The sequence below is a fragment of the Streptomyces sp. NPDC051636 genome (assembly GCF_044453765.1).
GTDB lineage: Bacteria > Actinomycetota > Actinomycetes > Streptomycetales > Streptomycetaceae > Streptomyces.
The window spans coordinates 1-22,398 of record NZ_JBITDA010000052.1; the positions used below are offsets into that span (position 1 = coordinate 1).

Below are 22,398 nucleotides of genomic sequence, written 5' to 3' on the forward strand. Positions count from 1 at the left end.
CCGGTCTCGTCCAGCCCCTCCCCGCCGAACATCACATCCCTCAGCGGACGCTCCAGATACACGTCCAGCGCGGCGCACACCTCATCCAGCGCGGCCGCGAACACCGGGAACGCCTCGTACAGCTCCCGGCCCATCCCGGGCCGCTGGCTGCCCTGACCCGTGAACAGGAACGCCAACGGCCCCCGCCCGCTCACCGGCAGCGCGCCACCCCCGGCGACGGCCTCCAGACCTGCCAGCAGCCCCTCCCGGTCACCGGCCACCACACCCGCCCGGCAGGCGAACGCCGAGCGCCGGGTCACCAGCGAGAAGCCGACGTCCGCCGGGTCCAGGCCCGGGCGCTCGGTGACGAACTCCAGCAGCCGGGCCGCCTGTGCCCGTACCGCCGCCGCCGTCTTGCCGGACACGACCCACGGCACCACCGGCAGAGCCACCCGCTCCACGGCCTCCGCGGGCTCCTCGGCCGGTGCCTCCTCCACGATGACGTGGGCGTTGGTGCCGCTGATGCCGAAGGAGGAGACACCGGCGCGCCGGGTCCGGTCCCCCGCCCGCCACGGCCGGGCCTCCGTCAGCAGCTCCACCGCGCCCGCCGACCAGTCCACGTGCGAGGACGGAGCGTCGACATGCAGCGTCCGGGGAAGCTCCTCGTTGCGCAGGGAGAGGACCATCTTGATGATCCCGGCGACACCCGCGGCGGCCTGCGTGTGCCCCAGGTTGGACTTGACCGACCCGAGCAACAGCGGCTGCTCCCGGTCCTGGCCGTAGGTGGCGAGCAGGGCCTGCGCCTCGATCGGGTCGCCGAGCCGGGTACCGGTCCCGTGCCCCTCGACCGCGTCGACATCGGCGGGACCCAGGTTCGCGGAGGCGAGGGCCTGCCGGATGACCCGCTGCTGGGACGGCCCGTTCGGCGCGGTCAGCTGGCTGCTGGCGCCGTCCTGGTTGACCGCGGAGCCGCGCACGACCGCGAGCACGCGGTGCCCGTTGCGGCGGGCGTCCGACAGCCGCTCCAGGACCAGGACACCGACACCCTCGCCCCACCCCGTACCGTCCGCGGCCTGGGCGAACGGCTTGCAGCGGCCGTCCGCCGCGAGGCCCCGCTGCCGGCTGAAGTCCACGAACGTGTCCGGGGTCGACATCACCGTCACCCCGCCGGCCAGCGCCAGCGAGCACTCGCCGCCCCGCAGCGCCTGCGCCGCCAGGTGCACGGCGACCAGCGACGACGAGCACGCCGTGTCCACCGTCACCGCCGGACCCTCCAGGCCCAGCGCGTACGACACCCGGCCGGACACCACACTGCCGAGACCGCCGTTGCCGAGGTATCCGGCAAGCTCCTCCGGGACGTCGTGCAGGCGTGGGGCGAAGTCGTGGTACATGACGCCGGCGAAGACACCGGTGGCGCTGCCCCGCAGGGCGGCCGGGTCGATCCCGGCCCGCTCGAACGCCTCCCAGGACGTCTCCAGCAGCAGCCGCTGCTGCGGATCCGTCGCCAGGGCCTCGCGCGGGCTGATGCCGAAGAAGTCCGCGTCGAACTCCGCCGCCCGCTCCAGGAAGGCGCCCTGATTGACGTAGGTCTTGCCGACGGCCTCCGGGTCGGGGTCGTACGACTCCTGCCACAGCGGACCGCGGTCGGCGGGAAACTCGGAGACCGCGTCGCCGCCCGCCGCGAGCAGTGCCCACAGCTCCTCCGGCGAGCTCACCCCGCCCGGGTAGCGGCACGCCAGGCCCACGATGACGACCGGATCGTCGTCCCCGACGGACGGCCCGCCCGACGGCCCGCTCGTCGCCGCCGCCGACTCGGTGGCCGTGCCCACGAGTTGCTCGTCCAGGTAGCGGGCCACGGCCGCGGCGTTCGGGTAGTCGAAGGTCAGCGTCGCGGGCAGGCGCAGGCCGGTCGCCGCGCCCAGCTTGTTGCGCAGCTCGACCGCCGCCAGCGAGTCGAAGCCGAGGGTGCCGAAGCCGCGCTCCGGGTCGACGGCCTGGAGGCCCTCGTGGCCGAGGGCCGTCGCGACATGGGTGCGGACCAGGGCAAGCAGCCGGCGTTCGCGGTCGGCCGGGTCCAGCGGTGCCAGCTCGTCCGCCAGGGTGCCGCTGTCCGCCGGGGTGGCGCCCGCCGTGCGGCGGGTCGGGGTGCGGACCAGTCCGCGCAGCACCGCCGGCAGGTCCTCCGAGCGGGCGCGGCGGGTCAGGGCCTCCGGATCGAGGCGCAGGGCGAGAAGATGGGGGGCGTCCGGCAGGGCGGCCGCCGCGTCCAGCATCGCCAGGCCCGCCGCCACGCCGTGCGCGGGCGTGCCGGCCCGGGCCGCTCGGGAGACGTCGGCCGGTGCGAGCCCCGCCGCCATACCGCCGGCCTCCGGGTCCCACAGGCCCCAGGCCAGGGACAGCGCCGGAAGACCCTGGGCCCGGCGGTACGTCGCGAGGGCGTCCAAGTAGGCGTTGGCGGCAGCGTAGTTGGCTTGTCCGAGAGCGTCGAAGGTGGCGGCGGCCGAGGAGTAGAGGACGAACGCGTCGAGGTGCCGGTCGGCCGTCAGCTCGTGCAGATAGCGGGCCGCGCGGGCCTTCGGCGCCCACACCGACTCCAGACGCTCGGGGGTGAGCGTGCCGAAGGTGGCGTCGTCGAGCACACCGGCCGCGTGTACGACCGCCGTGATGTCCGGGTGGGCCTCGAACAGCCCCGTCAGCGCCGCCCGATCGGAGACGTCACAGGCCTCGACGGCCACTTCGGCACCCAACGCGCGCAGAGCTTCGGCGAGTTCGCCGGCACCCGGGGCGTCCGCCCCGCGCCGTCCCACCAGCAGCACACTGCGCACCCCGTGCTCGGCCACCAGGTGCCGTGCCGTCAGCGCGCCGAGCCCGCCGGTGCCGCCGGTCACCAGCACCGTGCCCGGCGTCGACCACGAGCCACCGCCCGCCGGCACGGTCTCCCGCACCAGGCGCGGCACGAACCACCGTCCGCCGCGCACCGCCAACTCCGGTTCGCCGTCCGGCAGTACGGAGGGAAGCGCGCCGTCCGCGTCGACGAGCACGATCCGCCCCGGGTGTTCCGCCTGCGCGGCGCGCACCAGGCCCCACACCGCCGCCTGCTCCGGGTCACCGGCATCGCTGTCACCGGACACCGGCACTGCGCCCCGGGTCAGCACCAGCAGCCGCGCCTCGCCCGCGAGCGAGGACTGCAGCGCCGTGAGCACCTCGGACACGGTCCCGCCCGACACCACCTCGAACCCGGCGGCGTCCACCGGGGCGCCCTGCGCCGGGGACCACGCGACCCGGTACAGCGGCACCACCCGGCGCGTGTCCCCGGCAGGCCGCAGCACCAGGGAGCCGACGGACGCCACCGTGGCTCCGGTCGGGTCCATCAGGTGCAGCGCGACACCGGAGGCGGCCGGGACGATGTGGACGCGCAGCGCGGTCGCGCCGGCGGCCCGTACGCTCACGCCGGTCCAGGCGAAGGGCAGCTCGGCGCCCTCGGCGTCCTCGTCGATGCCGATGACGTGCAGCGCCGCGTCCAGCAGGGCCGGGTGCACGGTGTAGCCCGTCGCGTCCACCCCGTCCGGCAGAGCGACCTCGGCGTACAGCTCCTCGCCCCGCCGCCAGGCCGCGCGCAGCCCCTGGAACGCGGGGCCGTAGCCGTAGCCCTGGGCCTCCATGCGGGCGTAGGCGTCCGTCACGTCGATCGGGTCGGCGCCCCGCGGCGGCCAGAGCCCGGGATCGGGGACGGCGGCGGTCGCGGCCGGGGCCAGCAGGCCCTGGGCGTGCACGGTCCAGTCCGTGTCACCGGTACGGGAGTGCACGGTCAGCGGGCGGCGGCCGTCCGGTCCGGGCTCCTCGACCACGAGCTGGATGTCGACGCCCGCCTCCGGGTCGTCCAGGGCGAGGGGGGCCTGGAGGGTCAGCTCCTCCACCGTCGCGCAGCCCGCCAGGTCGGCGGCGCGCACGGCGAGTTCGACGAAGCCCGTGCCGGGCAGCAGCACCGTGCCGCCCACCGCGTGGTCGGCCAGCCAGGGGTGGGTGCGCACGGACAGCCGGCCGGTGAGCACCAGGCGTTCGGAGCCCGCCACGGTCAACGCGGCTCCGAGCAGCGGGTGTCCGGCGTCCAGGACGCCGAGGGCGGCCGGGTCGGCCGGGCCGTCGGCCAGGGCGTCGAGCCAGTAGCGCTTGCGCTGGAAGGCGTAGGTGGGCAGTTCGGCGGGCTCGTGGCCCGCACCCAGGAACGCCGGCCAGGCGACCTCCACTCCGCGCAGGTGCAGCGCGGTGACCGCGCCGACCAGTGAGCCGGGCTCGTCATGGCCCCGGCGCAGGGCGGGCAGCAGCACTCCGTCGGTCACGGACTCCGCGCCCATCGCGGTGAGCACGGCGTCCGGGCCCAGCTCCAGGAAGGTGCGGACACCCTGCCCCTCCAGGGTGCGGACCGCGTCGGCGAACCGCACCGCGTCACGGACGTGACGCACCCAGTACTCGGGGTCGGCCAGCTCGTCGTACGACACCTCGCGGCCGGTCAGCGCCGAGACGATCGGCAGGCTCGGCCGCATCGGGTCGAGCACCTGCGCGAACTGGCGGAACTCGGCGAGCATCGGCTCCATCAGCGGCGAGTGGAACGCGTGGCTGACGGTGAGCTTCTTCGTCTTGCGTCCGGCCGCCGAGAAGTGCGCGACGACCTCGTCCACGCCCGCCTGCGGACCGGAGACGACAACCGACACCGGCCCGTTGACGGCGGCGATACCGGTGCCCTCCGGCAGCACCGCGCGCACCTCGTCCTCGGTGGCCTGGACGGCGGCCATGGCGCCGCCCGCCGGGAGCTGCTGCATCAGCCGGCCGCGCGCGGACACGATCAGCGCCGCGTCCTCCAGGGACCACAGCCCGGCCACATGCGCGGCGGCCAGCTCACCGATGGAGTGCCCGGCCAGCACGTCCGGCCGTACACCCCACGCCTCGAGCAGCCGGAACAGCGCGACTTCCAGGGCGAACAAGGCGGGCTGCGTGTAGTGCGTGGAATCGAGTTCGCCGCCGGCCTCGCCGTACGGGCCGGCCTCGCCGAACACGACGTCCCGCAGCGGACGGTCGAGGTAGAGGTCGAGTGCCGCGCACACCTCGTCGAAGGCGCGCGCGTAGACGGGGTACGCCTCGTACAGGCCGCGGCCCATGCCGAGGCGCTGGCTGCCCTGCCCGGTGAACAGGAACGCCAGCGGGCCGCCGGCCGGTTCGCCGCGCAACGGGGCCTCGCCCCGGGCGATGGCCTCGACCCCGGCCAGCAGCGCCTCCCGGCCGCCCGCGACCACGGCGGCCCGGTGCGCGAACGCCGTGCGGCCCGCGAGCGCCGACGCCACCGAACCGGCGGTGAGCCCGGGGCGGGTGCGCAGGTGCTCGGCGAGCCGGGCGGCCTGGTCGCGCAGCGCCTCCTCGGTCGTACCGGAAACGAGCCACGGCACCACCGGCAGTCCGTCCGGTTCCGCGGGGGCGGCGGGCTCCTCGGCCGGTGCCTCCTCCACGATCACGTGCGCGTTGGTGCCGCTGATGCCGAACGAGGACACACCCGCGCGGCGCGTCCGCCCCCCGGCCGGCCACGGCCGGGCCTCGGTCAGCAGCTCGACCGAGCCGGCCGACCAGTCCACCCGGGACGACGGCGTGTCCACGTGCAGGGTGCGCGGCAGCAGCTCGTGGCGCAGCGCCAGCACCATCTTGATGACCCCGGCGACGCCCGCGGCGGCCTGGGTGTGTCCCAGGTTCGACTTGACCGAGCCCAGCCACAGCGGCTCGGCGCGGTCCTGGCCGTAGGTCGCCAGCAGCGCGCCCGCCTCGATGGGGTCGCCGAGCCGGGTGCCGGTGCCGTGTGCCTCGACGGCGTCGACGTCGGCGCCGGTCAGGCCCGCCGAGGCCAGCGCCCGCTGGACGAGACGGCGCTGCGCGCTGCCGTTGGGGGCGGTGAGGCCGTTGCTCGCGCCGTCCTGGTTGACGGCCGACCCCCGGACGACCGCGAGGACACGGTGGCCGTTGCGGCGGGCGTCGGACAGCCGCTCCAGGACCAGGAAGCCGGCGCCCTCGCCCCATCCGGTGCCGTCGGCGGCCTCCGCGAACGGCTTGCAGCGGCCGTCCGGGGCCAGCCCGCGCTGCCGGCTGAACGCGGTGAAGGTGCCCGGGCTCGACATCACCGCGACCCCGCCCGCGAGCGCCAGCGAGCACTCGCCCGAGCGCAGCGCGTGCGCCGCCAGGTGCACCGCGACCAGCGAAGAGGAGCAGGCCGTGTCGACCGTCAGCGTCGGGCCCTGCAGGCCCAGCGTGTAGGCGACCCGGCCGGAGATCACGCTGGTGGCGGCGCCGGTCAGCAGATGACCCTCGTAGCCGTCGGGCGCCTGGTGCAGCCGGGGCCCGTACTCCTGAGGCTCCGCGCCCACGAACACCCCGGTGCTGCTGCCGCGCAGCGCCACCGGGTCGACGCCCGCGTGCTCCAGGGCCTCCCACGACGCCTCCAGCGCCAGTCGCTGCTGCGGCTCCATCGCGGCGGCCTCGCGCGGACTGATCCCGAAGAAGTCGGCGTCGAACTCGGCCGCGCCGTAGAGGAATCCGCCCTCGCGCGCGTACGTCTTGCCGGGCGCGTCCGGGTCCGGGTCGTACAGGCCCGCCACGTCCCAGCCGCGGTCCTCGGGCAGCGGACCGATCGCGTCGCGCCCCGCCGCGACCAGGTCCCACAGTTCCCCGGGGGAGGCGATACCGCCCGGATAGCGGCAGGCCATGCCGACGATCGCCACCGCCTCGCCCGGGTCCGCGACGCCGTACCCGGCTTCCCCGACGTCGTCCGGGGACTCGCCCAGCATCTCGCGCACCAGCTGCTCGGCGAGCGCCCGAGGGGTCGGGTGGTCGAAGGCGATCGACACCGGCAGCTCGACGCCGATCGCGGCGGACAGCCGCCGCTGCAGGTCGACGATGGCCAGCGAGTCGAGCCCCGACTGCCGGAACGGCCGACCCGGATCGAGTTCCCCGCCCGGCTCCCGGCCCGCCTCGCGCAGCGCGGCTCCGGCCTGCTCGACGACGAGCCGGAGCAGCCGCCGCTCCTGCGCGGACCTGGGCAGTCCGGTCAACTCGGCTGCCGACAGGAGCGGTTCGGATGTGTCGTGGGGGGGCTGGGCGGCGGACTCGGTCATGGTCAGTGAACTCCAGGCTGGGTTATGCGACGTCGGTACGGGAGGAGACGAGGCGCGAGGCCGAGACCACCTCGCCGCCACTGAGCAGCAGCTCCACCGGGGCCGGCCGGCCCAGGAACAGCAGCAGGCTCGCGGTGGGCCCGTAGGCGCCCATGTTCGGCACCGCGAGCACGTCACCCGGCTGCGGCGGCGGCATCCGCACCGAGCGGGACAGCAGGTCGCCGGGCGTGCACAGCGGGCCCGCGAGACTCACGGGCACCGGCTCGCCCGTACGGTGGCAGGCCGGATCCACCGACAGCGGCAGCAGCCGGCCGAGACCGGCCATGCCCCCGAGGGTGTTGATGCCCGCGTCGAGGATCGCGAAGGTACGGCCCCGGCTCTCCTTGACGTTGGTCACGGACGTGAGCAGCCGCCCGCTGTCGCCGACCAGGTGCCGGCCCGACTCGCAGGCGATCTCCACCCCGCCCTCGCGCCAGCGCGGCAGCCGGTCGTCCAGGGCCTTCTCCAGGGCCGCCCGCAGATTCGGGTACACCGGCCGTTCGCCGGGCACCGAGTACGGCGCCGCGAAGCCGCCGCCGATGTCCAGCATCCTGAGCGGCAGGCCCAGTTCGCTCTCCAGCTTCGCCGCCTGCTCGATCGTCGCCGTGAACTCGGCGATCAGGCTGTCCTCGTCCTTTGAGTTGGACAACGGGAAGAAGTGCGCCCCGACCACCTCGGTGCCGGGCACCTCGAGCAGGGCGGGCAACAGCTCCGGCAGGGTCTCGGCGTCGAGGCCGAACTGCGACGGCGTACCGGTCATCCGGATGCTGGTGGTCGCCGCGGCCGCCGCGCTGTTGACGCGCAGCAGCACCTGCGCCACCACCTGGTGCCGCACGGCCTGCTCGCCCAGCCGGCGCAGGTCGCCCGCCGACTCCACGGAGAACGTGCGCACGCCCTCGGCGAGCGCCACGGCCAGCTCCCCGGCCGTCTTGCCCGGCCCCGAGTACAGGACGGACTCCGCCGGGTGCCCGGCCTGAAGCGCCGAGAACAGTTCCCCGGTGGAGCACACCTCGGCCCGGCAGCCGCCGGGGCCCTGCCTGAGCGCCCGCACCAGACCCGGATGCGGGTTGGCCTTCAGCGAGTAGTAGAGGGTGACCCCGTCGGGCAGGGCCGCCCGCAGGTCGGCCCGGGCCCGGGCCACCCGGTCCAGGTCGTACACGTACAGCGGTGAGCCGTACCGGGCGACCAGTTCGCGGTCCAGCTCCGCATGCCGCTCGATCGCCGTGGTCACTTCGCGGCCTCGGCGTCCAGCATTGCCTCCAGCTGCTGCTTGGCGTTCTTGCCGTTGGAGGTCAGCGGGAAGGAGCCGAGCACCTTGCACAGCGCCGGCACCTTCACGGCCTCCAGCCGGGCGGCCAGCTCGCGCAGCACCGCCTGCGGGGCCAGCTCGTCCGACTCCACGAAGATCATCAGGTCTCGGTCGGCGGTCGGCTTCAGGGCGGCCGCGTTGCGCACGCCCGGGATGTCCATCGCGGCGCCCTCGATCTCGATCGTGGACACCCGCATGCCCTTGCGCTTGAACATGTCGTCGCGACGGCCTTCGAAGTACAGGTAGCCGTCCTCGTCGACGCGCCCGTAGTCGCCGGTGAACAAGCGGGTTGTGCCGGTCGCCGGATCGGGCCGGTAGGTGCGGGCGGTGATCTCCGGCAGGTTCCAGTACCCGGCCATGACGTGCGGCCCGGTCACCGTGATCTCACCGCTCTCCCCGGCCGGGACCTCGTTGCCGTCCGGGTCGAGGATCGCCACCTCGGTGCCCGGGATCGGCAGCCCGGAGGAGCCGGGACGCTCGTGGTCCTGGTCCGGCGGCATGATCGTGATGCGCTTGCACTCGGAGATGCCGTACATGCGCACCACCCGGGCGCCCGGGAAGCACTTCCACAGGCCGTCGATGATCCGCTGCTCCAGCGCGGCCCCGGTGCTGGTGAACATCCGCAGCCGGGTCGGCCGCGGGTCGCGCTGGGCGAGCCGGATCAGCGGGCCGCCAAGCGAGGGCACCAGCGGCAGCACGGTCGCGCCGCTCTCCCGGATCAGGATGTGCAGCTTGGAGTCGGCCTCGGAGTCGGCGAGGACCAGCGTCGCGCCCGCCACGGCGCACAGCAGCACCTGGAACAGGCCGTAGTCGAAGGAGAGCGGCACCCGGACGAAGACGGTGTCGTCGGCGCGGTAGCCGAGCACCTCGTTGATGGAGTGCGCCGCGAACAGCATCTGTGCGTGCGGGCAGATGATGCCCTTCGGCGTGGAGGTCGAGCCGGAGGTGTAGACGAGCACGGCCGGCGTGTCCGGACCCTGCCCGGCCTCGGCGCCTTCCCCGTCGGCCGTCAGCTCGGCCCACAGCGCGCCCACCTCGTGCACGGGCCGGTCGGTCAGCCCCCCCGCCCACTCGCCCGCGCCGTCGGTGACGACGACGAGCCGCGGCGCGCAGTCGGCGATGACCGCGCGCAGATGGAACTCCTTCATCTCGGCGCTGATCGGTACCAGTGCCGCACCGACCCGGGAGGCCGCGTACAGCAGCGCCGTCGTCTCGCGCACGTTCGGCAGGCGCACGACGATCCGGTCGCCCGGCGTCACCCCGGCCCGGCGCAGCCAGTCGGCGGCGGCCCGGGTCTGCGCCTGGAGCTGCTGCCACGTCCAGGAGTCCCGGGCGTCGCGCACGGCGACGTCCTGGGGGCGGGCGGCGGCCTGCGCGTCGAGGAGGTGGTGCAGCAGGCGGGCGTCCTTGGGGAACTTCTCGTCCACGGGAGGGTCTCCTTGTCGTCCGTGGCTTTTCGGCGTCCGGTCAGCTCCGGGCCCGGCCGCTGTCCAGCAGGGTCAGCGCGCGGGACCGGAGGGCGGAGCGGTCGATCTTGCGGTTGGCGTTCATCGGGAACTCGGCAAGGTGGACCAGCAGCCGCGGCACCATCGCCTTGGGCAGGCCGGCGGTCAGCTCCTTGGCGAGCAGGGCGCTTGTCGTGGGGCGGCCGGTGTAGAAGGCGACCAGTTCGTGGCTGCCGGCGCGCGGCACGGCGACCGTGACGGCGTCCTCCACCCCGTCCAGGGCCCGCACGGCGTGGCTGACCTCGGACAGCTCCACGCGCCAGCCCTGCACCTGCACCTGGTCGTCGGCGCGGCCCAGATAGCCGATCTCACCGTCCGGCCAGCGGCGCACCCGGTCGCCGGTGCGGTACCAGCGGCGGCCGGCGTGGTCGAGGAACCGGCCCTCGTTCTCGGCCGGGTCGAGATAGCCGTCGAACATCTGCGGCCCGGTGATGCACAGTTCGCCCTCGTCGCCGCCGGTGGAGCCGTCGGGGCCGAGCAGGACGTGGCTGAGGGAGGCGTGCACGGGCCCGATGGGGACGACCCCGTTGACGTACCGCTCGTCGGGCGTGGCCGGCGACAGGCGGTGCGCGGTGACGGTGATGGTCAGCTCGGTCGGGCCGTACAGGTTCTCCACGGTGCTGTGCGGCGCCGCCGCCTGCCAGTCCTCGGCGTCGTGCCGGTGCAGCGGCTCACCCGCGAACAGCGACCAGCGCAGGCCCTCCAGGGCCCCCGGCGCCAGCGCCCCCGAACGCCGGGCGAGCGCGATGGCGCCCGGAGTGGAGAACCACACCGTGATCCGCTCCTCGGCGAGGAACTCCGGCAGCGCCCGGTACGCCCGCATCGGCAGCGGCACGACCCGGGCGCCCGCGCCCCACGCGCAGAACAGGTCGAACATCGCGCAGTCGAAGGTGAGGTCAAAGGTCTGCGTGAAGGTGTCGCCGGGGCGGAAGTCGTAACGGCCGCGCAGCGTACGGAAGTAGCTGTCGGCGGCGCGGTGCGTGGTCGGCACACCCTTGGGACGGCCCGTCGAGCCGGACGTGAACAGGATGTACGCGGTGTCCTCCGGGTCGACCGCCCGGGGCGCCTCCCACGGCGTACCCGCAAGCGGCTGCCCGCCGGCCGCGACCAGGGGGATGCCCGGCATGCCGAGTGCCTCGTACGCCGCCGCGCCACGGGCATCGGCGATGACGGCGTCGGCCTCGGCGGCCTGCAGCACGGCACGGTTGCGGGCGGCCGGGAAGTCCGGGTGCAGCGGCACGGCCCGCGCCCCCAGGTACAGCGCGGCCAGCAGGCCGGTGTACGCCTCCCCGCTCTTGCTGCCGAGTACCGCGACCGTCCGCGGGATCCCCCCGCAGACCTCCGTCACGGCCCCGGCGAGCGCGAGCGCGGCCCGGTGCGCCTCGGCGTACGTGGTGCCGCGCCCGTCGACCCGGAAGCACTCCCGGTCGGCCGACAGGGCGAGGCCGCGCAGGAACAGCCCGTGCAGGCTGCCCTCCGGCTCGACGGGCACAGCGGTGGTCTCCGAAACCTGGGCCGTCATGTCACACCCCCGCCGCGGCCGTCGCGGGCCGGGCCGCCCGGTCCGGGGAGACGGGGACCACCTCGAAGCGGGAGGTCGCCGACTCCACGCGGCCGAACAGGGCGTCCGGGCCGGCGATCACCAGACGCTCGACGCCCCGGGCGTGCAGCGCGTCGAGGGTCGCGGGCCAGTCGACCGGCCGTACGAAGTGGTCCAGCAGCATGTGCCGCAGCCCGTCGGCGGTGGTCAGTTCGGCGCCGTCCTGGTCGGCGAGCACGGGCAGCACCGGGTCGCGCAGCGGGAGCGCGTCGATGACCTCGCGGGCGGCCAGCTCACGCAGCCCGGTGAACAGCGAGGAGTGCATCGGCGGCCGCATCACGTACAACGGGAGTGCGCCGATGGACCGCAACTCCTTCTGGAAGCGTTCCAGTTCGCCCTCGCGCACGGACACCATCAGGAAGCCCTCGTCGAGCCGGCAGGCCACCTCGTGCCAGGCACCCCGGGCGTCCATGTCCGCGAACAGCTCGCGCAGCGGCCCGTCCGGTGCCCGGACGAAGGACTGCGTCACCACGTCCCGGTGCTCCCGCGCGAAGTGCTCGGCGGTGCAGCGGGCCAGCCCGGCCGTCATCCGCACCGCTTCGGGGAAGTCCAGCGCCCCGCTGAAGCCGACCGCGGGCTTCTCGCCGAAGCTGGCGCCGGTGCACACCACCGGCTCGGCGCCCAGCTCCTCGCGGGCCCGCTCAGCGAGCGCCGTGCACACCACCATGAAGGCGACCTGCGCCGCCGGGGCGTACTCGTCCTCGCTCTGCCGGAACGCGTCGAAAAGGGAATGGCCGAGGACCTCGTCCGCGACCGGAAGAAGCTTCTTGGCACGGGAATCGAGAAGCAGGAAGCGCCCGAGTTCCCGGAAGCGGGTGGGCCCCATTCCCGGGAATACCATCGCCGTTGTCATCGCAGCACCCGTCTTTTCGCGAACTGGCCTCGTTCGGACAGTTCTAGATGCCGCGCGAGGCCCCACCAACCCCTATCGGACCCCGCCCGCCACCCTTACTAGGGGGCGCCCGCCGACCATAGGGGGTGCTCGCTGTGGCCTCTTTGCGAACAAGGTGGCTTGAATGGACGGTCCGCATATCCTTCAGCCACATGGATGGGTGACCCATGACCGTGACCGAGGACACCACCTCACTCGCCCCCATGACCCAGCCGCCACCGCGCCCCGACCCGCGCTCCCGGGTGGCTCTGCTGGACCTGGTGAAGCAGACGGTACGGGAGGGACCCGGCCCGCGCGCCACCGAGGCGCAGTGGGCCAAGGGCAAGCTGACCGTCCACGAGCGTCTCGAACTCCTCTTCGACAAGGGCAGCTTCCAGGAGATCGAGCCGCTGCGCCGGCACCGGGCCACCGGCTTCGGCCTGGAGAACAAGCGGCCGTACACCGACGGCGTGATAACCGGCTGGGGCACGGTGGAGGGCCGTACGGTCTTCGTCTACGCCCATGACTTCCGCATCTTCGGCGGCTCCCTCGGCGAGGCCCACGCCGCGAAGATCCACAAGGTGATGGACCTGGCGCTGGCCGCCGGCGCCCCGCTGGTCGCGCTCAGCGACGGCGCCGGTGCCCGCATCCAGGAGGGCGTCACCGCGCTCGCCGGGTACGGCGGCATCTTCCGCCGCAACGTGGCCGCCTCCGGAGTCATCCCGCAGATCAGCGTGATGCTCGGCCCGTGCGCCGGCGGCGCCGCCTACAGCCCCGCCCTGACCGACTACGTGTTCATGGTGCGCGGCACCTCGCAGATGTACATCACCGGCCCGGACGTCGTGCAGGCCGTCACCGGCGAGCAGATCAGCCACGACGGGCTCGGCGGCGCCGACGTGCACGCCACCGTCTCGGGCGCCGCGCACTTCGCCTACGAGGACGAGGCCGAGTGCCTCGCCGAGGTGCGCTACCTGCTGTCGATGCTGCCGCAGAACAACCGCGAACTGCCGCCCGCCGTCCGCCCCGAGGACTCTCCGGACCGGCGTTGCGAGGCCCTGCTCGACCTGGTGCCGGGCGACCCCGGACGCTCGTACGACATGCGTCCCGTCGTCGAGGAGATCGTCGACGACGGCGAGATCTTCGAGGTGCACGCCGGCTGGGCCACCAACATCATCTGCGCCCTGGCCCGCCTCGACGGCCACGTCGTCGGCATCGTGGCGAACCAGCCGGCCTCCTTCGCCGGCGTGCTCGACATCCATGCCAGTGAGAAGGCGGCCCGGTTCGTGCAGTCCTGCGACGCGTTCAGCATCCCGCTGGTCACGCTCGTCGACGTACCCGGCTTCCTGCCGGGCCGCGAGCAGGAGCACGGCGGCATCATCCGGCACGGCGCCAAGCTGCTGTACTCGTACTGCAACGCCAGCGTCCCCCGCATCTCGGTGATCCTGCGCAAGGCGTACGGCGGCGCGTACATCGTCATGGACTCCCAGTCCATCGGCGCCGACCTCACCTTCGCCTGGCCCACCAACGAGATCGCGGTGATGGGCGCCGAGGGCGCGGCGAACGTCGTCTTCCGCCGGGAGATCGCCGCCGCCGACGACCCCGAGCGCGCCCGCGCCGAGCGGATCCGGCAGTACCAGGAGGAGCTGATGCACCCCTACTACGCGGCCGAGCGCGGTCTCGTCGACGACGTCATCGACCCCGCCGGGACCCGCTCCGTGCTCATCCGCTCGCTGGCCGTGCTGCGTGCCAAGCACGCCGCGATGCCGGCCCGCAAGCACGGGAACCAGCCGGTATGAGCGGCGCGGAGGACACACGGATCCGGGTCGTACGGGGCGCCCCCGACCCGGAGCAGCTGGCCGCGGTGACCGTCGTCCTGCTGGCGGTCCTGCGCGGCACCGAACCGCCCGAGCCCCCGACCCCACCGGCCGCGGGCTGGATCCCGGGCGCCCACCGGCTGCCGGGATCGTGGGCGACGGCGTAGAGCCCCGGCCCCTGAGCCCGCCGACAGCGAAAGCGCCGCTGCCGCACCACCGGGCAGCGGCGCTTCATGACGCCCGCTTCTCGATCCCCCCGAGCCGGCTGGCGGGTGGGCAGAGGCCGGCGGTCCGGGGCGGGGAGCCCCCCGGCGCGCGGCGCCGCACGCCAACGAGCGCCGCACCCCGGGGGTAACGGGCGCGGCGCCGGCCGGTGCGCACGACATGTCACTGCATGGCGGTCTGGCGGGCTCGCTGCGCGGCGATCGCCGGATACCGCATCGTGAACAGGACGGGGACGACGAAGGTGACGACCTTGATGACGATCGCGGCGGTCGTGGCATGCGGATCGGCCTTGATCAGCAGCGCCAGCGCACCGGCCGCCACGACGAAGGACACCCCCCATACTGAGGTGATCGTCGCGTTCGTACGGAAGAACGCCTTCGTCTTCCACACGTGCTCGGGCGCGATCTTGCGGGCCAGGCCCAGCGTGAACGGCCGCCCGATGAACAGCGAACCGAACGCCGTGAGCGCGAGCCACGCGTCGACCAGGGCAGGGCCGTAGGGGATGAGGCCGGAGTCGGGCTGCTTGTACGAGAGCCAGGTGATGCCCGCGAAGAACACGAGGGCACTCACTTCGATCACCATCTCGTCCAAGTGCTTGCCCGACCGGCGTCCCTGGAAGATCACGAACGCGGCGATCCCCAGTCCCCACTCCGCGCCGCTGCGCCACTCGTCGCTCGTCGCGATCGCGGCGTAGGCGATCCAAGGTAGGAAGCTGATGAGGTAGCGGGTCATGGAAAGCTCCTTTCTAAACCGCCATTGAGTCAGCCGCTCCTTGTAGCGCGCTAAAGCGGAAAAGACCGTGGCAGAACGGACTGCTTTAGCCGTCCCCAAGCATTCCGGCGCACGCTCTTGCGACAACAATTCCCGGACCTAGGCCAGTTCCGGCTTCAGGAACGGCTGGAGGAAAGCGTGTCCCGTCGACTGTTCACCTCGGAGTCGGTGACCGAGGGCCATCCCGACAAAATCGCCGACCAAATCAGCGACACCATTCTCGACGCACTTCTCGCCCAGGACCCGGCGGCCCGCGTCGCGGTGGAAACCCTGATCACGACCGGCCAGGTGCATATCGCGGGCGAAGTCACCACCTCCGCCTACGTCGATATTCCGGCGCTGGTGCGCGAGACCATTCTCGGCATCGGTTACGACTCCTCGGCCAAGGGCTTCGACGGCGCCTCCTGCGGCGTCTCCGTCTCCATCGGCGCCCAGTCGCCCGACATCGCCCAGGGCGTCGACGACGCCTACGAGACCCGGGTCGAGGGCGCCGGCGAGGGCGACGCACTCGACCGGCAGGGCGCCGGCGACCAGGGCCTGATGTTCGGCTACGCCTGCGACGACACCCCCGAGCTGATGCCGCTGCCGATCGCCCTCGCGCACCGTCTCGCCCGCCGCCTGGCCGAGGTCCGCAAGGAGGGCCCGCTGCCGTATCTGCGCCCGGACGGCAAGACGCAGGTCACCATCGAGTATGAGGGCGACCGCCCGGTCCGCCTGGACACCGTCGTGGTCTCCTCGCAGCACGCCCCCGACATCAGCCTGGAGGCGCTGCTCGTACCCGACCTGCGCGACCACGTCATCGAACCCGCGCTGGCCGGCCTCGACCTCGACACGTCCGGGCACCGGCTGCTGGTGAACCCCACCGGCCGGTTCGAGATCGGCGGTCCCATGGGCGACGCCGGCCTGACCGGCCGCAAGATCATCGTCGATACCTACGGCGGCATGGCCCGCCACGGCGGCGGCGCGTTCTCCGGCAAGGACCCCTCCAAAGTGGACCGCAGCGGCGCGTACGCGATGCGCTGGGTCGCCAAGAACGTCGTCGCCGCCGGTCTCGCCCGGCGTTGCGAGGCCCAGGTCGCCTACGCCATCGGCAAGGCGGCTCCGGTCGGCCTGTTCATCGAGACCTTCGGCACCGAGACCGTGCCCGTGGCGCGGATCCAGCAGGCCGTCAGCGATGTCTTCGACCTGCGCCCGGCCGCCATCGTCCGCGACCTGGACCTGCTGCGGCCCCGTTACGCGCAGACCGCCGCGTACGGCCACTTCGGGCGCACCGGCGCCGACTTCACCTGGGAGGCCACCGACCGGGCGGACAAGCTCCGCCAGGCCGCGACGGGTTGAGCGGGGCCGGGCCATGCGGATTGCCGTCACCGGTTCCATCGCCACCGACCATCTGATGACGTTCCCCGGGCGCTTCACCGACCACCTGGTGCCCGGTGAGCTGTCCCACGTCTCCCTGTCCTTCCTCGCCGACAGCCTGGAGGTACGGCGCGGCGGCGCCGCCGCCAACATCGCCTACGGACTCGGCCGGCTGGGGCTGTCCCCGGTGCTGGTGGGCGCCGTGGGCCCGGACTTCGCCGACTACCGGGTCCACCTGAAGGAGCACGGCGTCGACACCGACTCCGTGCACGTCTCGCCCACGGCACAGACCGCGCGCTTCGTGTGCACGACCGACCGGGCGCAGAACCAGATCGCCACCTTCTACCCCGGCGCCATGGCCGAGGCCCGCACGCTGAGCCTCGCCCCGGTCGCCGACCGGGTCGGCGGCCTGGACCTCGTCCTGATCTCGCCGGACGACCCGGAGGCGATGGTCCGGCACACCGAGGAGTGCCGGGCACTCGGCATCCCGTTCGCCGCCGACCCCTCCCAGCAGCTCGCCCGGCTCGCCCCGGACCAGGTGCGCGGCCTCGTCGACGGCGCCCGGCGCCTGTTCACCAATGCCTACGAAGCCGCCCTCGTCAAGGAGCGCACCGGCTGGCCGGGGCGGCGGATCCTGGACCGGGTCGGCTGCTGGGTCACCACGCTCGGCGCGGACGGCGTCCGCATCGAACGCGCCGGAGAGCGGGCCGTGGTCGTGCCGGCCGCCCCGGTCCGCCAGGCCGCCGACCCCACCGGCGTCGGCGACGCCTTCCGCGCGGGCTTCCTCGCCGCGCTCGCCGCCGGCCTGCCCGAGCCGGCCGCGGCCCGCCTCGGCTGCGTTCTCGCCGCCCTCGCCCTCGAAGCCCCGGGGCCGCAGGAGTACGTCCTCGACCGTACGACCGTGACGGCGCGGCTGACCGAGGGCTACGGCGACGAGGCCGCCGCCGCACTCGCACCCTTCCTGGAGGCCGCCCTGTGAGCAGTCAACGAGCGGCCACCCCACGGCAGCTGCGGCACGCCCTGGCCACCCGGGTGGTGGTCGCCGACGGAGCCATGGGCACCATGCTCCAAGAACACGAGCCCACCCTCGACGACTTCCAGGGCCACGAGGGCTGCAACGAGATCCTCAACGTCTCCCGGCCCGACCTCGTGGCCTCCGTCCACGACGCGTACTTCCGCGCGGGCGTCGACTGCGTCGAGACCAACACCTTCGGCGCGAACCTCGCCAACCTCGGTGAGTACGGCATCGCCTCCCGCATCCGCGAACTCGCCGAGGCCGGCGCCCGCATCGCCCGCGAGGTCGCCGACGGCCACAGCACCGCCGACCGCCCCCGCTGGGTCCTCGGCTCCGTCGGCCCCGGCACCAAACTGCCCACCCTCGGGCACGCCGCGTACGCCGATCTCCGTGACGCCTACCAGGAGCAGACCGAAGGGCTCGTCGCGGGCGGGGTGCACGCCGTGCTCGTGGAGACCACCCAGGACCTGCTGCAGACCAAGGCCGCCCTGACCGGAGCCCGCCGCGCCCTGCGCGGGGCCGGCGCCGACCTGCCGCTGTTCGTGCAGATCACCGTCGAGACCACCGGGACCATGCTGCTCGGCTCCGAGACCGGCGCGGCCCTCACCGCCCTGGAACCCCTCGGCATCGACCTGATCGGCCTGAACTGCGCGACCGGCCCCGCCGAGATGAACGAGCACCTGCGCCACCTGTCCCGGCACGCCCGCACCGGCCTGTCCGCGATGCCCAACGCGGGCCTGCCCGTCCTCACCGCCGACGGCGCCCACTACCCGCTCGGCCCCGCCGAACTGGCCGCCGCGCACCGCGGGTTCGTCACCGAGCACGGCATCAGCCTGGTCGGCGGCTGCTGCGGCACGACCCCCGAGCACCTGCGGCAGGTCGCCGAGGCCGTACGCGACCTCGAACCCGCCCGCCGCGACCCGCGCCCCGAGCCGGCCGCCGCCTCCCTGTACACCTCCGTGCCGTTCCGGCAGGACACCTCCTACCTGGCCATCGGCGAACGCACCAACGCCAACGGCTCCAAGAGGTTCCGCGAGGCCCTGGTCCGCGAGGACTGGGAGACCTGCGTGGAGATCGCCCGCGACCAGATCCGCGACGGCGCCCATCTGCTCGACCTGTGCGTCGACTACGTGGGCCGCGACGGCGTCGCCGACATGCGCGAACTCGCCGGCCGCCTCGCCACCGCCTCCACCCTGCCCGTCGTCCTCGACTCCACCGAACCCGCCGTGCTGGAGGCCGGTCTGGAACGGCTCGGTGGCCGCGCGGTCGTCAACTCCGTCAACTACGAGGACGGGGACGGACCCGCCTCCCGGTTCGCCCGGATCATGCCGCTGGTGACCGAGCACGGCGCCGCCGTCATCGCGCTCACCATCGACGAGGAGGGCCAGGCCCGCACCGCCGAGTGGAAGGTGCGCGTCGCCGAACGTCTCATCGCCGACCTCACCGGCCGCTGGGGGATGGCCGAGGGCGACATCCTCGTCGACTGCCTGACCTTCCCCATCGCCACCGGGCAGGAGGAGACCCGCCGCGACGGCATCGAGACCATCGAGGCCATCCGGGAGCTGAAGCGCCGCCACCCGGACGTGCAGACCACGCTCGGCGTGTCCAACATCAGCTTCGGCCTCGACCCGGCCGCCCGCACCGTCCTCAACTCCGTCTTCCTGCACGAGTGCGTCGCCGCCGGCCTGGACTCGGCCATCGTGCACGCCTCCAAGATCCTGCCCATCTCCCGTATCCCGCAGGAGCAGCTGGAGTGCGCCCTCGACCTGGTTCACGACCGGCGCCGCGAGGGATACGACCCCCTGCAGCGCTACCTGGAACTCTTCGACGGCGTCGACAACCGCTCCGTGAAGGCCTCGCGCGCCGCCGAACTCGCCGCGCTGCCCCTGGCCGAACGGCTGCGCCGCCGCATCATCGACGGCGAACGCCAGGGCCTGGCCGCCGACCTGGACGAGGCGCTGACCGAGCACTCCGCGCTGGAGATCGTCAACGACATCCTCCTCGACGGCATGAAGACCGTCGGCGAGCTGTTCGGCTCCGGGCAGATGCAGCTGCCGTTCGTGCTGCAGTCCGCCGAGGTGATGAAGGCGGCCGTCGGCCACCTCGAACCGCACATGGAGCGCACCCAGGCCGCCGGCAAGGGCACCCTGGTCCTGGCCACCGTCAAGGGCGACGTCCACGACATCGGCAAGAACCTCGTCGACATCATCCTCACCAACAACGGCTACAACGTGGTGAACCTCGGCATCAAACAGCCGGCGTCCGCGATCGTCGAAGCGGCCGAGCGGCACGGCGCCGACGCCATCGGCATGTCCGGCCTGCTGGTGAAGTCCACCATGGTCATGAAGGAGAACCTGCAGGAACTCAACGCCCGCGGTCTCGCCACCAGTTACCCCGTCATCCTCGGCGGAGCCGCGCTGACCAGGGCGTACGTCGAACAGGACCTGCACGAGCTGTACGACGGCGAGGTGCGCTACGCCCGCGACGCCTTCGAAGGCCTGCGCCTCATGGACGCGCTCACCGCCCTCGGACGCGGCGAACCGGGCGCCGGGCTGCCCGAGCTGAAGCGCCGCAGGGTCCGCGCGACGGCCACCGCCCGGCCGCGCCACAACACCCGGGAGCTGCCGGTCCGCTCCGACGTGGCCACCGGCAACCCCGTCCCCGTCCCGCCGTTCTGGGGCACCCGCGTCACCAAGGGCATCCCGCTCGCCGACTACGCCTCCTGGCTCGACGAACGGGCCACCTTCATGGGGCAGTGGGGCCTGAAGTCCGCCTGCGCCGGCAACGGGCCGACGTACGAGGAACTGGTCGAGACGGAGGGCCGGCCCCGCCTGCGCGCCTGGCTGGACCGCCTGCACACCGAGAACCTCCTCGAAGCGGCCGTCGTCCACGGCTACTTCCGCTGCGTCTCCAAGGGCGACGACCTGATCGTCCTCGACGACAACGGCGCCGAACGCACCCGCTTCACCTTCCCGCGCCAGCACCGCGACCGCCACCTGTGCCTCGCCGACTTCTTCCGCCCGGAGGAGTCCGGCGAGACGGACGTGGTGGCCTTCACGACGGTCACCATGGGCAACCGGGTCTCCGCGGCGGCGAACGAACTCTTCGCCGCCGACGCCTACCGCGACTACCTGGAACTCCACGGCCTGTCCGTGCAACTGACCGAGGCGCTGGCCGAGTTCTGGCACGCCCGCGTCCGCGCCGAACTGGGCCTCGCGGACCGCGACCCCGCCGACCTGGCCGGCATGCTGCGCACCGAGTACCAGGGCTGCCGCTACTCCCTCGGCTACCCGGCCTGCCCCGACCTGGAGGACCGCGCCAAGATCGCCGGCCTGCTCCGCCCCGAACGCATCGGCGTCACCCTCTCCGAGGAGTTCCAGCTCCACCCGGAGCAGTCCACAGACGCCCTGATCCTGCACCACCCCGAGGCCGTCTACTTCAAGACGACCGGCGGCCCGGCCGAGGAGGGCACACCATGACGACTGCCGCCACCTCGGCCGTAGGCTCCCTGCGGGCTCTGCTCGCCGCCGGCGTGACGACGTACTCCTTCGAGTTCTTCCCGCCGAAGACGGCCGCCGGGGAACGCACCCTGTGGGACGCCGTCCGCCGCATCGAGGGCGTCGCGCCCGCGTTCGTGTCGGTGACGTACGGCGCGGGCGGCTCGTCCCGGGACCGCACCGTCGCCGTCACCCGGCGCATCGCCGCCGAGACGACGCTGCGCCCCGTCGCCCACCTCACCGCCGTCGGCCACTCGGTGGCAGAGCTGCGGCACATCATCGGCCAGTACGCCGACGCCGGGATCCGCGACGTCCTGGCCCTGCGCGGCGACCCGCCCGGCGACCCGCGCGGACCCTGGACACCGCACCCGGACGGCCTGCGCCACGCCGTCCAGCTCGTCGAACTCGTCCGCGCCAGCGGTGACTTCAGCATCGGCGTCGCCGCGTTCCCGGAGCGCCACCCGCGCTCGCCGGACTGGGAGAGCGACATCCGGCACTTCGTCGCCAAGTGCCGGGCCGGCGCCGACTACGCCATCACGCAGATGTTCTTCGACGCCGAGGACTACCTGCGGCTGCGTGACCGCGTCAGCGCCGCGGGCTGCGACACGCCGATCATCCCGGAGATCATGCCGGCCACCGACGTACGGCAGATCGCCCGGTTCGCCGGACTCAGCAACGCCCGCTTCCCCCGGGACCTCGCCGAGCGCCTCGAAGCCGCCCGCGACGACCCCGAGGCCGCTCAGCGCATCGGCGTCGACCACGCCACGGCCCTGGCCGCGCGGCTCCTCGCCGAGGGCGCGCCCGGCCTGCACTACATCACCCTCAACCGCTCCACAGCGACCCTCGACATCCACCGCAATCTCACCGAGAGGCCCGCGCATGCCCGCCACGACCGCTGATTTCAAGGTCGCCGACCTGTCCCTGGCCGAGTTCGGCCGCAAGGAGATCACCCTCGCCGAGCACGAGATGCCGGGCCTGATGGCGATCCGCAGGGAGTACGCCGGGACCCAGCCGCTGAAGGGCGCCCGGATCACCGGTTCCCTGCACATGACCGTGCAGACGGCGGTGCTGATCGAGACCCTGGTCGCGCTCGGCGCGCGGGTCCGCTGGGCCTCGTGCAACATCTACTCCACCCAGGACCACGCGGCCGCCGCCATCGCCGCCGCCGGGATCCCGGTCTTCGCCTGGAAGGGCGAGACCCTGGAGGAGTACTGGTGGTGCACCGAGCAGGCGCTGACCTGGCCGGACAGCCCCACCGGCGGCCCG

The 22,398-nt window shown here is 73.5% G+C and carries 13 protein-coding genes; 7 read left to right on the forward strand and 6 right to left on the reverse strand.

The window, feature by feature from the left end:
• The 5 genes from ACIBBH_RS40875 to ACIBBH_RS40895 all read right to left on the reverse strand — a co-directional run.
• Nucleotides 1–7,067: SDR family NAD(P)-dependent oxidoreductase (locus tag ACIBBH_RS40875; RefSeq protein WP_399413849.1), on the reverse strand; the 7,067-nt coding region annotated here is incomplete at its 3' end.
• An 85-nt stretch (nucleotides 7,068–7,152) separates the two neighbouring features.
• Nucleotides 7,153–8,400, reverse strand: a complete 1,248-nt coding sequence (locus ACIBBH_RS40880) for a type III PLP-dependent enzyme (RefSeq protein ID WP_399413826.1) — start codon at nucleotides 8,398–8,400, stop codon at nucleotides 7,153–7,155.
• Nucleotides 8,397–9,905: an AMP-binding protein gene (locus ACIBBH_RS40885; protein ID WP_399413828.1), complete on the reverse strand. Its 1,509-nt coding sequence runs from the start codon at nucleotides 9,903–9,905 to the stop codon at nucleotides 8,397–8,399. Before ACIBBH_RS40885 ends, ACIBBH_RS40880 begins: the two co-directional genes overlap by 4 nt.
• A gap of 40 nt (nucleotides 9,906–9,945) precedes the next feature.
• A complete protein-coding gene (locus ACIBBH_RS40890; RefSeq protein ID WP_399413830.1) occupies nucleotides 9,946–11,505 on the reverse strand; it encodes an AMP-binding protein in 1,560 nt (519 codons plus the stop codon).
• Nucleotide 11,506: 1 nt separating this feature from the next.
• Nucleotides 11,507–12,409, reverse strand: a complete 903-nt coding sequence (locus ACIBBH_RS40895; RefSeq protein ID WP_399413832.1) for an ACP S-malonyltransferase — start codon at nucleotides 12,407–12,409, stop codon at nucleotides 11,507–11,509.
• 233 nt (nucleotides 12,410–12,642) lie between these two features.
• On the opposite strand from ACIBBH_RS40895, the gene ACIBBH_RS40900 reads away from it, so the two are divergent.
• Together ACIBBH_RS40900 and ACIBBH_RS40905 are read left to right on the forward strand one after the other, a co-directional pair.
• On the forward strand, nucleotides 12,643–14,250 hold the full coding sequence (locus ACIBBH_RS40900; RefSeq protein WP_399413834.1) for an acyl-CoA carboxylase subunit beta: 1,608 nt from the start codon (nucleotides 12,643–12,645) through the stop codon (nucleotides 14,248–14,250).
• Nucleotides 14,247–14,435, forward strand: a complete 189-nt coding sequence (locus tag ACIBBH_RS40905; protein ID WP_399413836.1) for an acyl-CoA carboxylase subunit epsilon — start codon at nucleotides 14,247–14,249, stop codon at nucleotides 14,433–14,435. The genes ACIBBH_RS40900 and ACIBBH_RS40905 overlap by 4 nt, the downstream gene beginning before the upstream one ends.
• Before the next feature lie 220 nt (nucleotides 14,436–14,655).
• On the opposite strand, the gene ACIBBH_RS40910 is transcribed toward ACIBBH_RS40905, so the two are convergent.
• Nucleotides 14,656–15,225 carry a hypothetical protein gene (locus tag ACIBBH_RS40910; protein ID WP_399413837.1) on the reverse strand — a complete coding sequence of 190 codons (570 nt, stop codon included), beginning with the start codon at nucleotides 15,223–15,225 and terminating at the stop codon, nucleotides 14,656–14,658.
• Between the two features lie 177 nt (nucleotides 15,226–15,402).
• Between ACIBBH_RS40910 and metK the strand changes: the two genes are divergently transcribed.
• The 5 genes from metK to ACIBBH_RS40935 all read left to right on the forward strand — a co-directional run.
• On the forward strand, nucleotides 15,403–16,602 hold the full coding sequence (gene metK, locus ACIBBH_RS40915) for a methionine adenosyltransferase (protein ID WP_399413839.1): 1,200 nt from the start codon (nucleotides 15,403–15,405) through the stop codon (nucleotides 16,600–16,602).
• Nucleotides 16,603–16,615: 13 nt separating this feature from the next.
• Nucleotides 16,616–17,599 carry a carbohydrate kinase family protein gene (locus tag ACIBBH_RS40920; RefSeq protein WP_399413841.1) on the forward strand — a complete coding sequence of 328 codons (984 nt, stop codon included), beginning with the start codon at nucleotides 16,616–16,618 and terminating at the stop codon, nucleotides 17,597–17,599.
• Entirely contained in the window at nucleotides 17,596–21,114 is a 3,519-nt protein-coding gene (gene metH, locus ACIBBH_RS40925; RefSeq protein WP_399413843.1) for a methionine synthase, read from the forward strand. Before ACIBBH_RS40920 ends, metH begins: the two co-directional genes overlap by 4 nt.
• Complete coding sequence (gene metF / locus ACIBBH_RS40930) at nucleotides 21,111–22,031, forward strand: methylenetetrahydrofolate reductase [NAD(P)H] (RefSeq protein ID WP_399413845.1); 921 nt, start codon at nucleotides 21,111–21,113, stop codon at nucleotides 22,029–22,031. Before metH ends, metF begins: the two co-directional genes overlap by 4 nt.
• A partial coding sequence (locus ACIBBH_RS40935) for an adenosylhomocysteinase (RefSeq protein WP_399413847.1) occupies nucleotides 22,012–22,398 on the forward strand: 387 nt, incomplete at its 3' end. The genes metF and ACIBBH_RS40935, both read left to right, overlap by 20 nt.

Bases quoted from the DNA above. Each gene is read 5' to 3' on its own strand.
- ACIBBH_RS40890 (WP_399413830.1), bottom strand. From the start codon at position 11,505: ATGACGGCCCAGGTTTCGGAGACCACCGCTGTGCCCGTCGAGCCGGAG.
- ACIBBH_RS40895 (WP_399413832.1), bottom strand. From the start codon at position 12,409: ATGGGGCCCACCCGCTTCCGGGAACTCGGGCGCTTCCTGCTTCTCGAT.
- ACIBBH_RS40900 (WP_399413834.1), top strand. From the start codon at position 12,643: ATGACCGTGACCGAGGACACCACCTCACTCGCCCCCATGACCCAGCCG.
- ACIBBH_RS40905 (WP_399413836.1), top strand. From the start codon at position 14,247: ATGAGCGGCGCGGAGGACACACGGATCCGGGTCGTACGGGGCGCCCCC.
- ACIBBH_RS40910 (WP_399413837.1), bottom strand. From the start codon at position 15,225: ATGACCCGCTACCTCATCAGCTTCCTACCTTGGATCGCCTACGCCGCG.
- ACIBBH_RS40920 (WP_399413841.1), top strand. From the start codon at position 16,616: ATGCGGATTGCCGTCACCGGTTCCATCGCCACCGACCATCTGATGACG.
- metF (WP_399413845.1), top strand. From the start codon at position 21,111: ATGACGACTGCCGCCACCTCGGCCGTAGGCTCCCTGCGGGCTCTGCTC.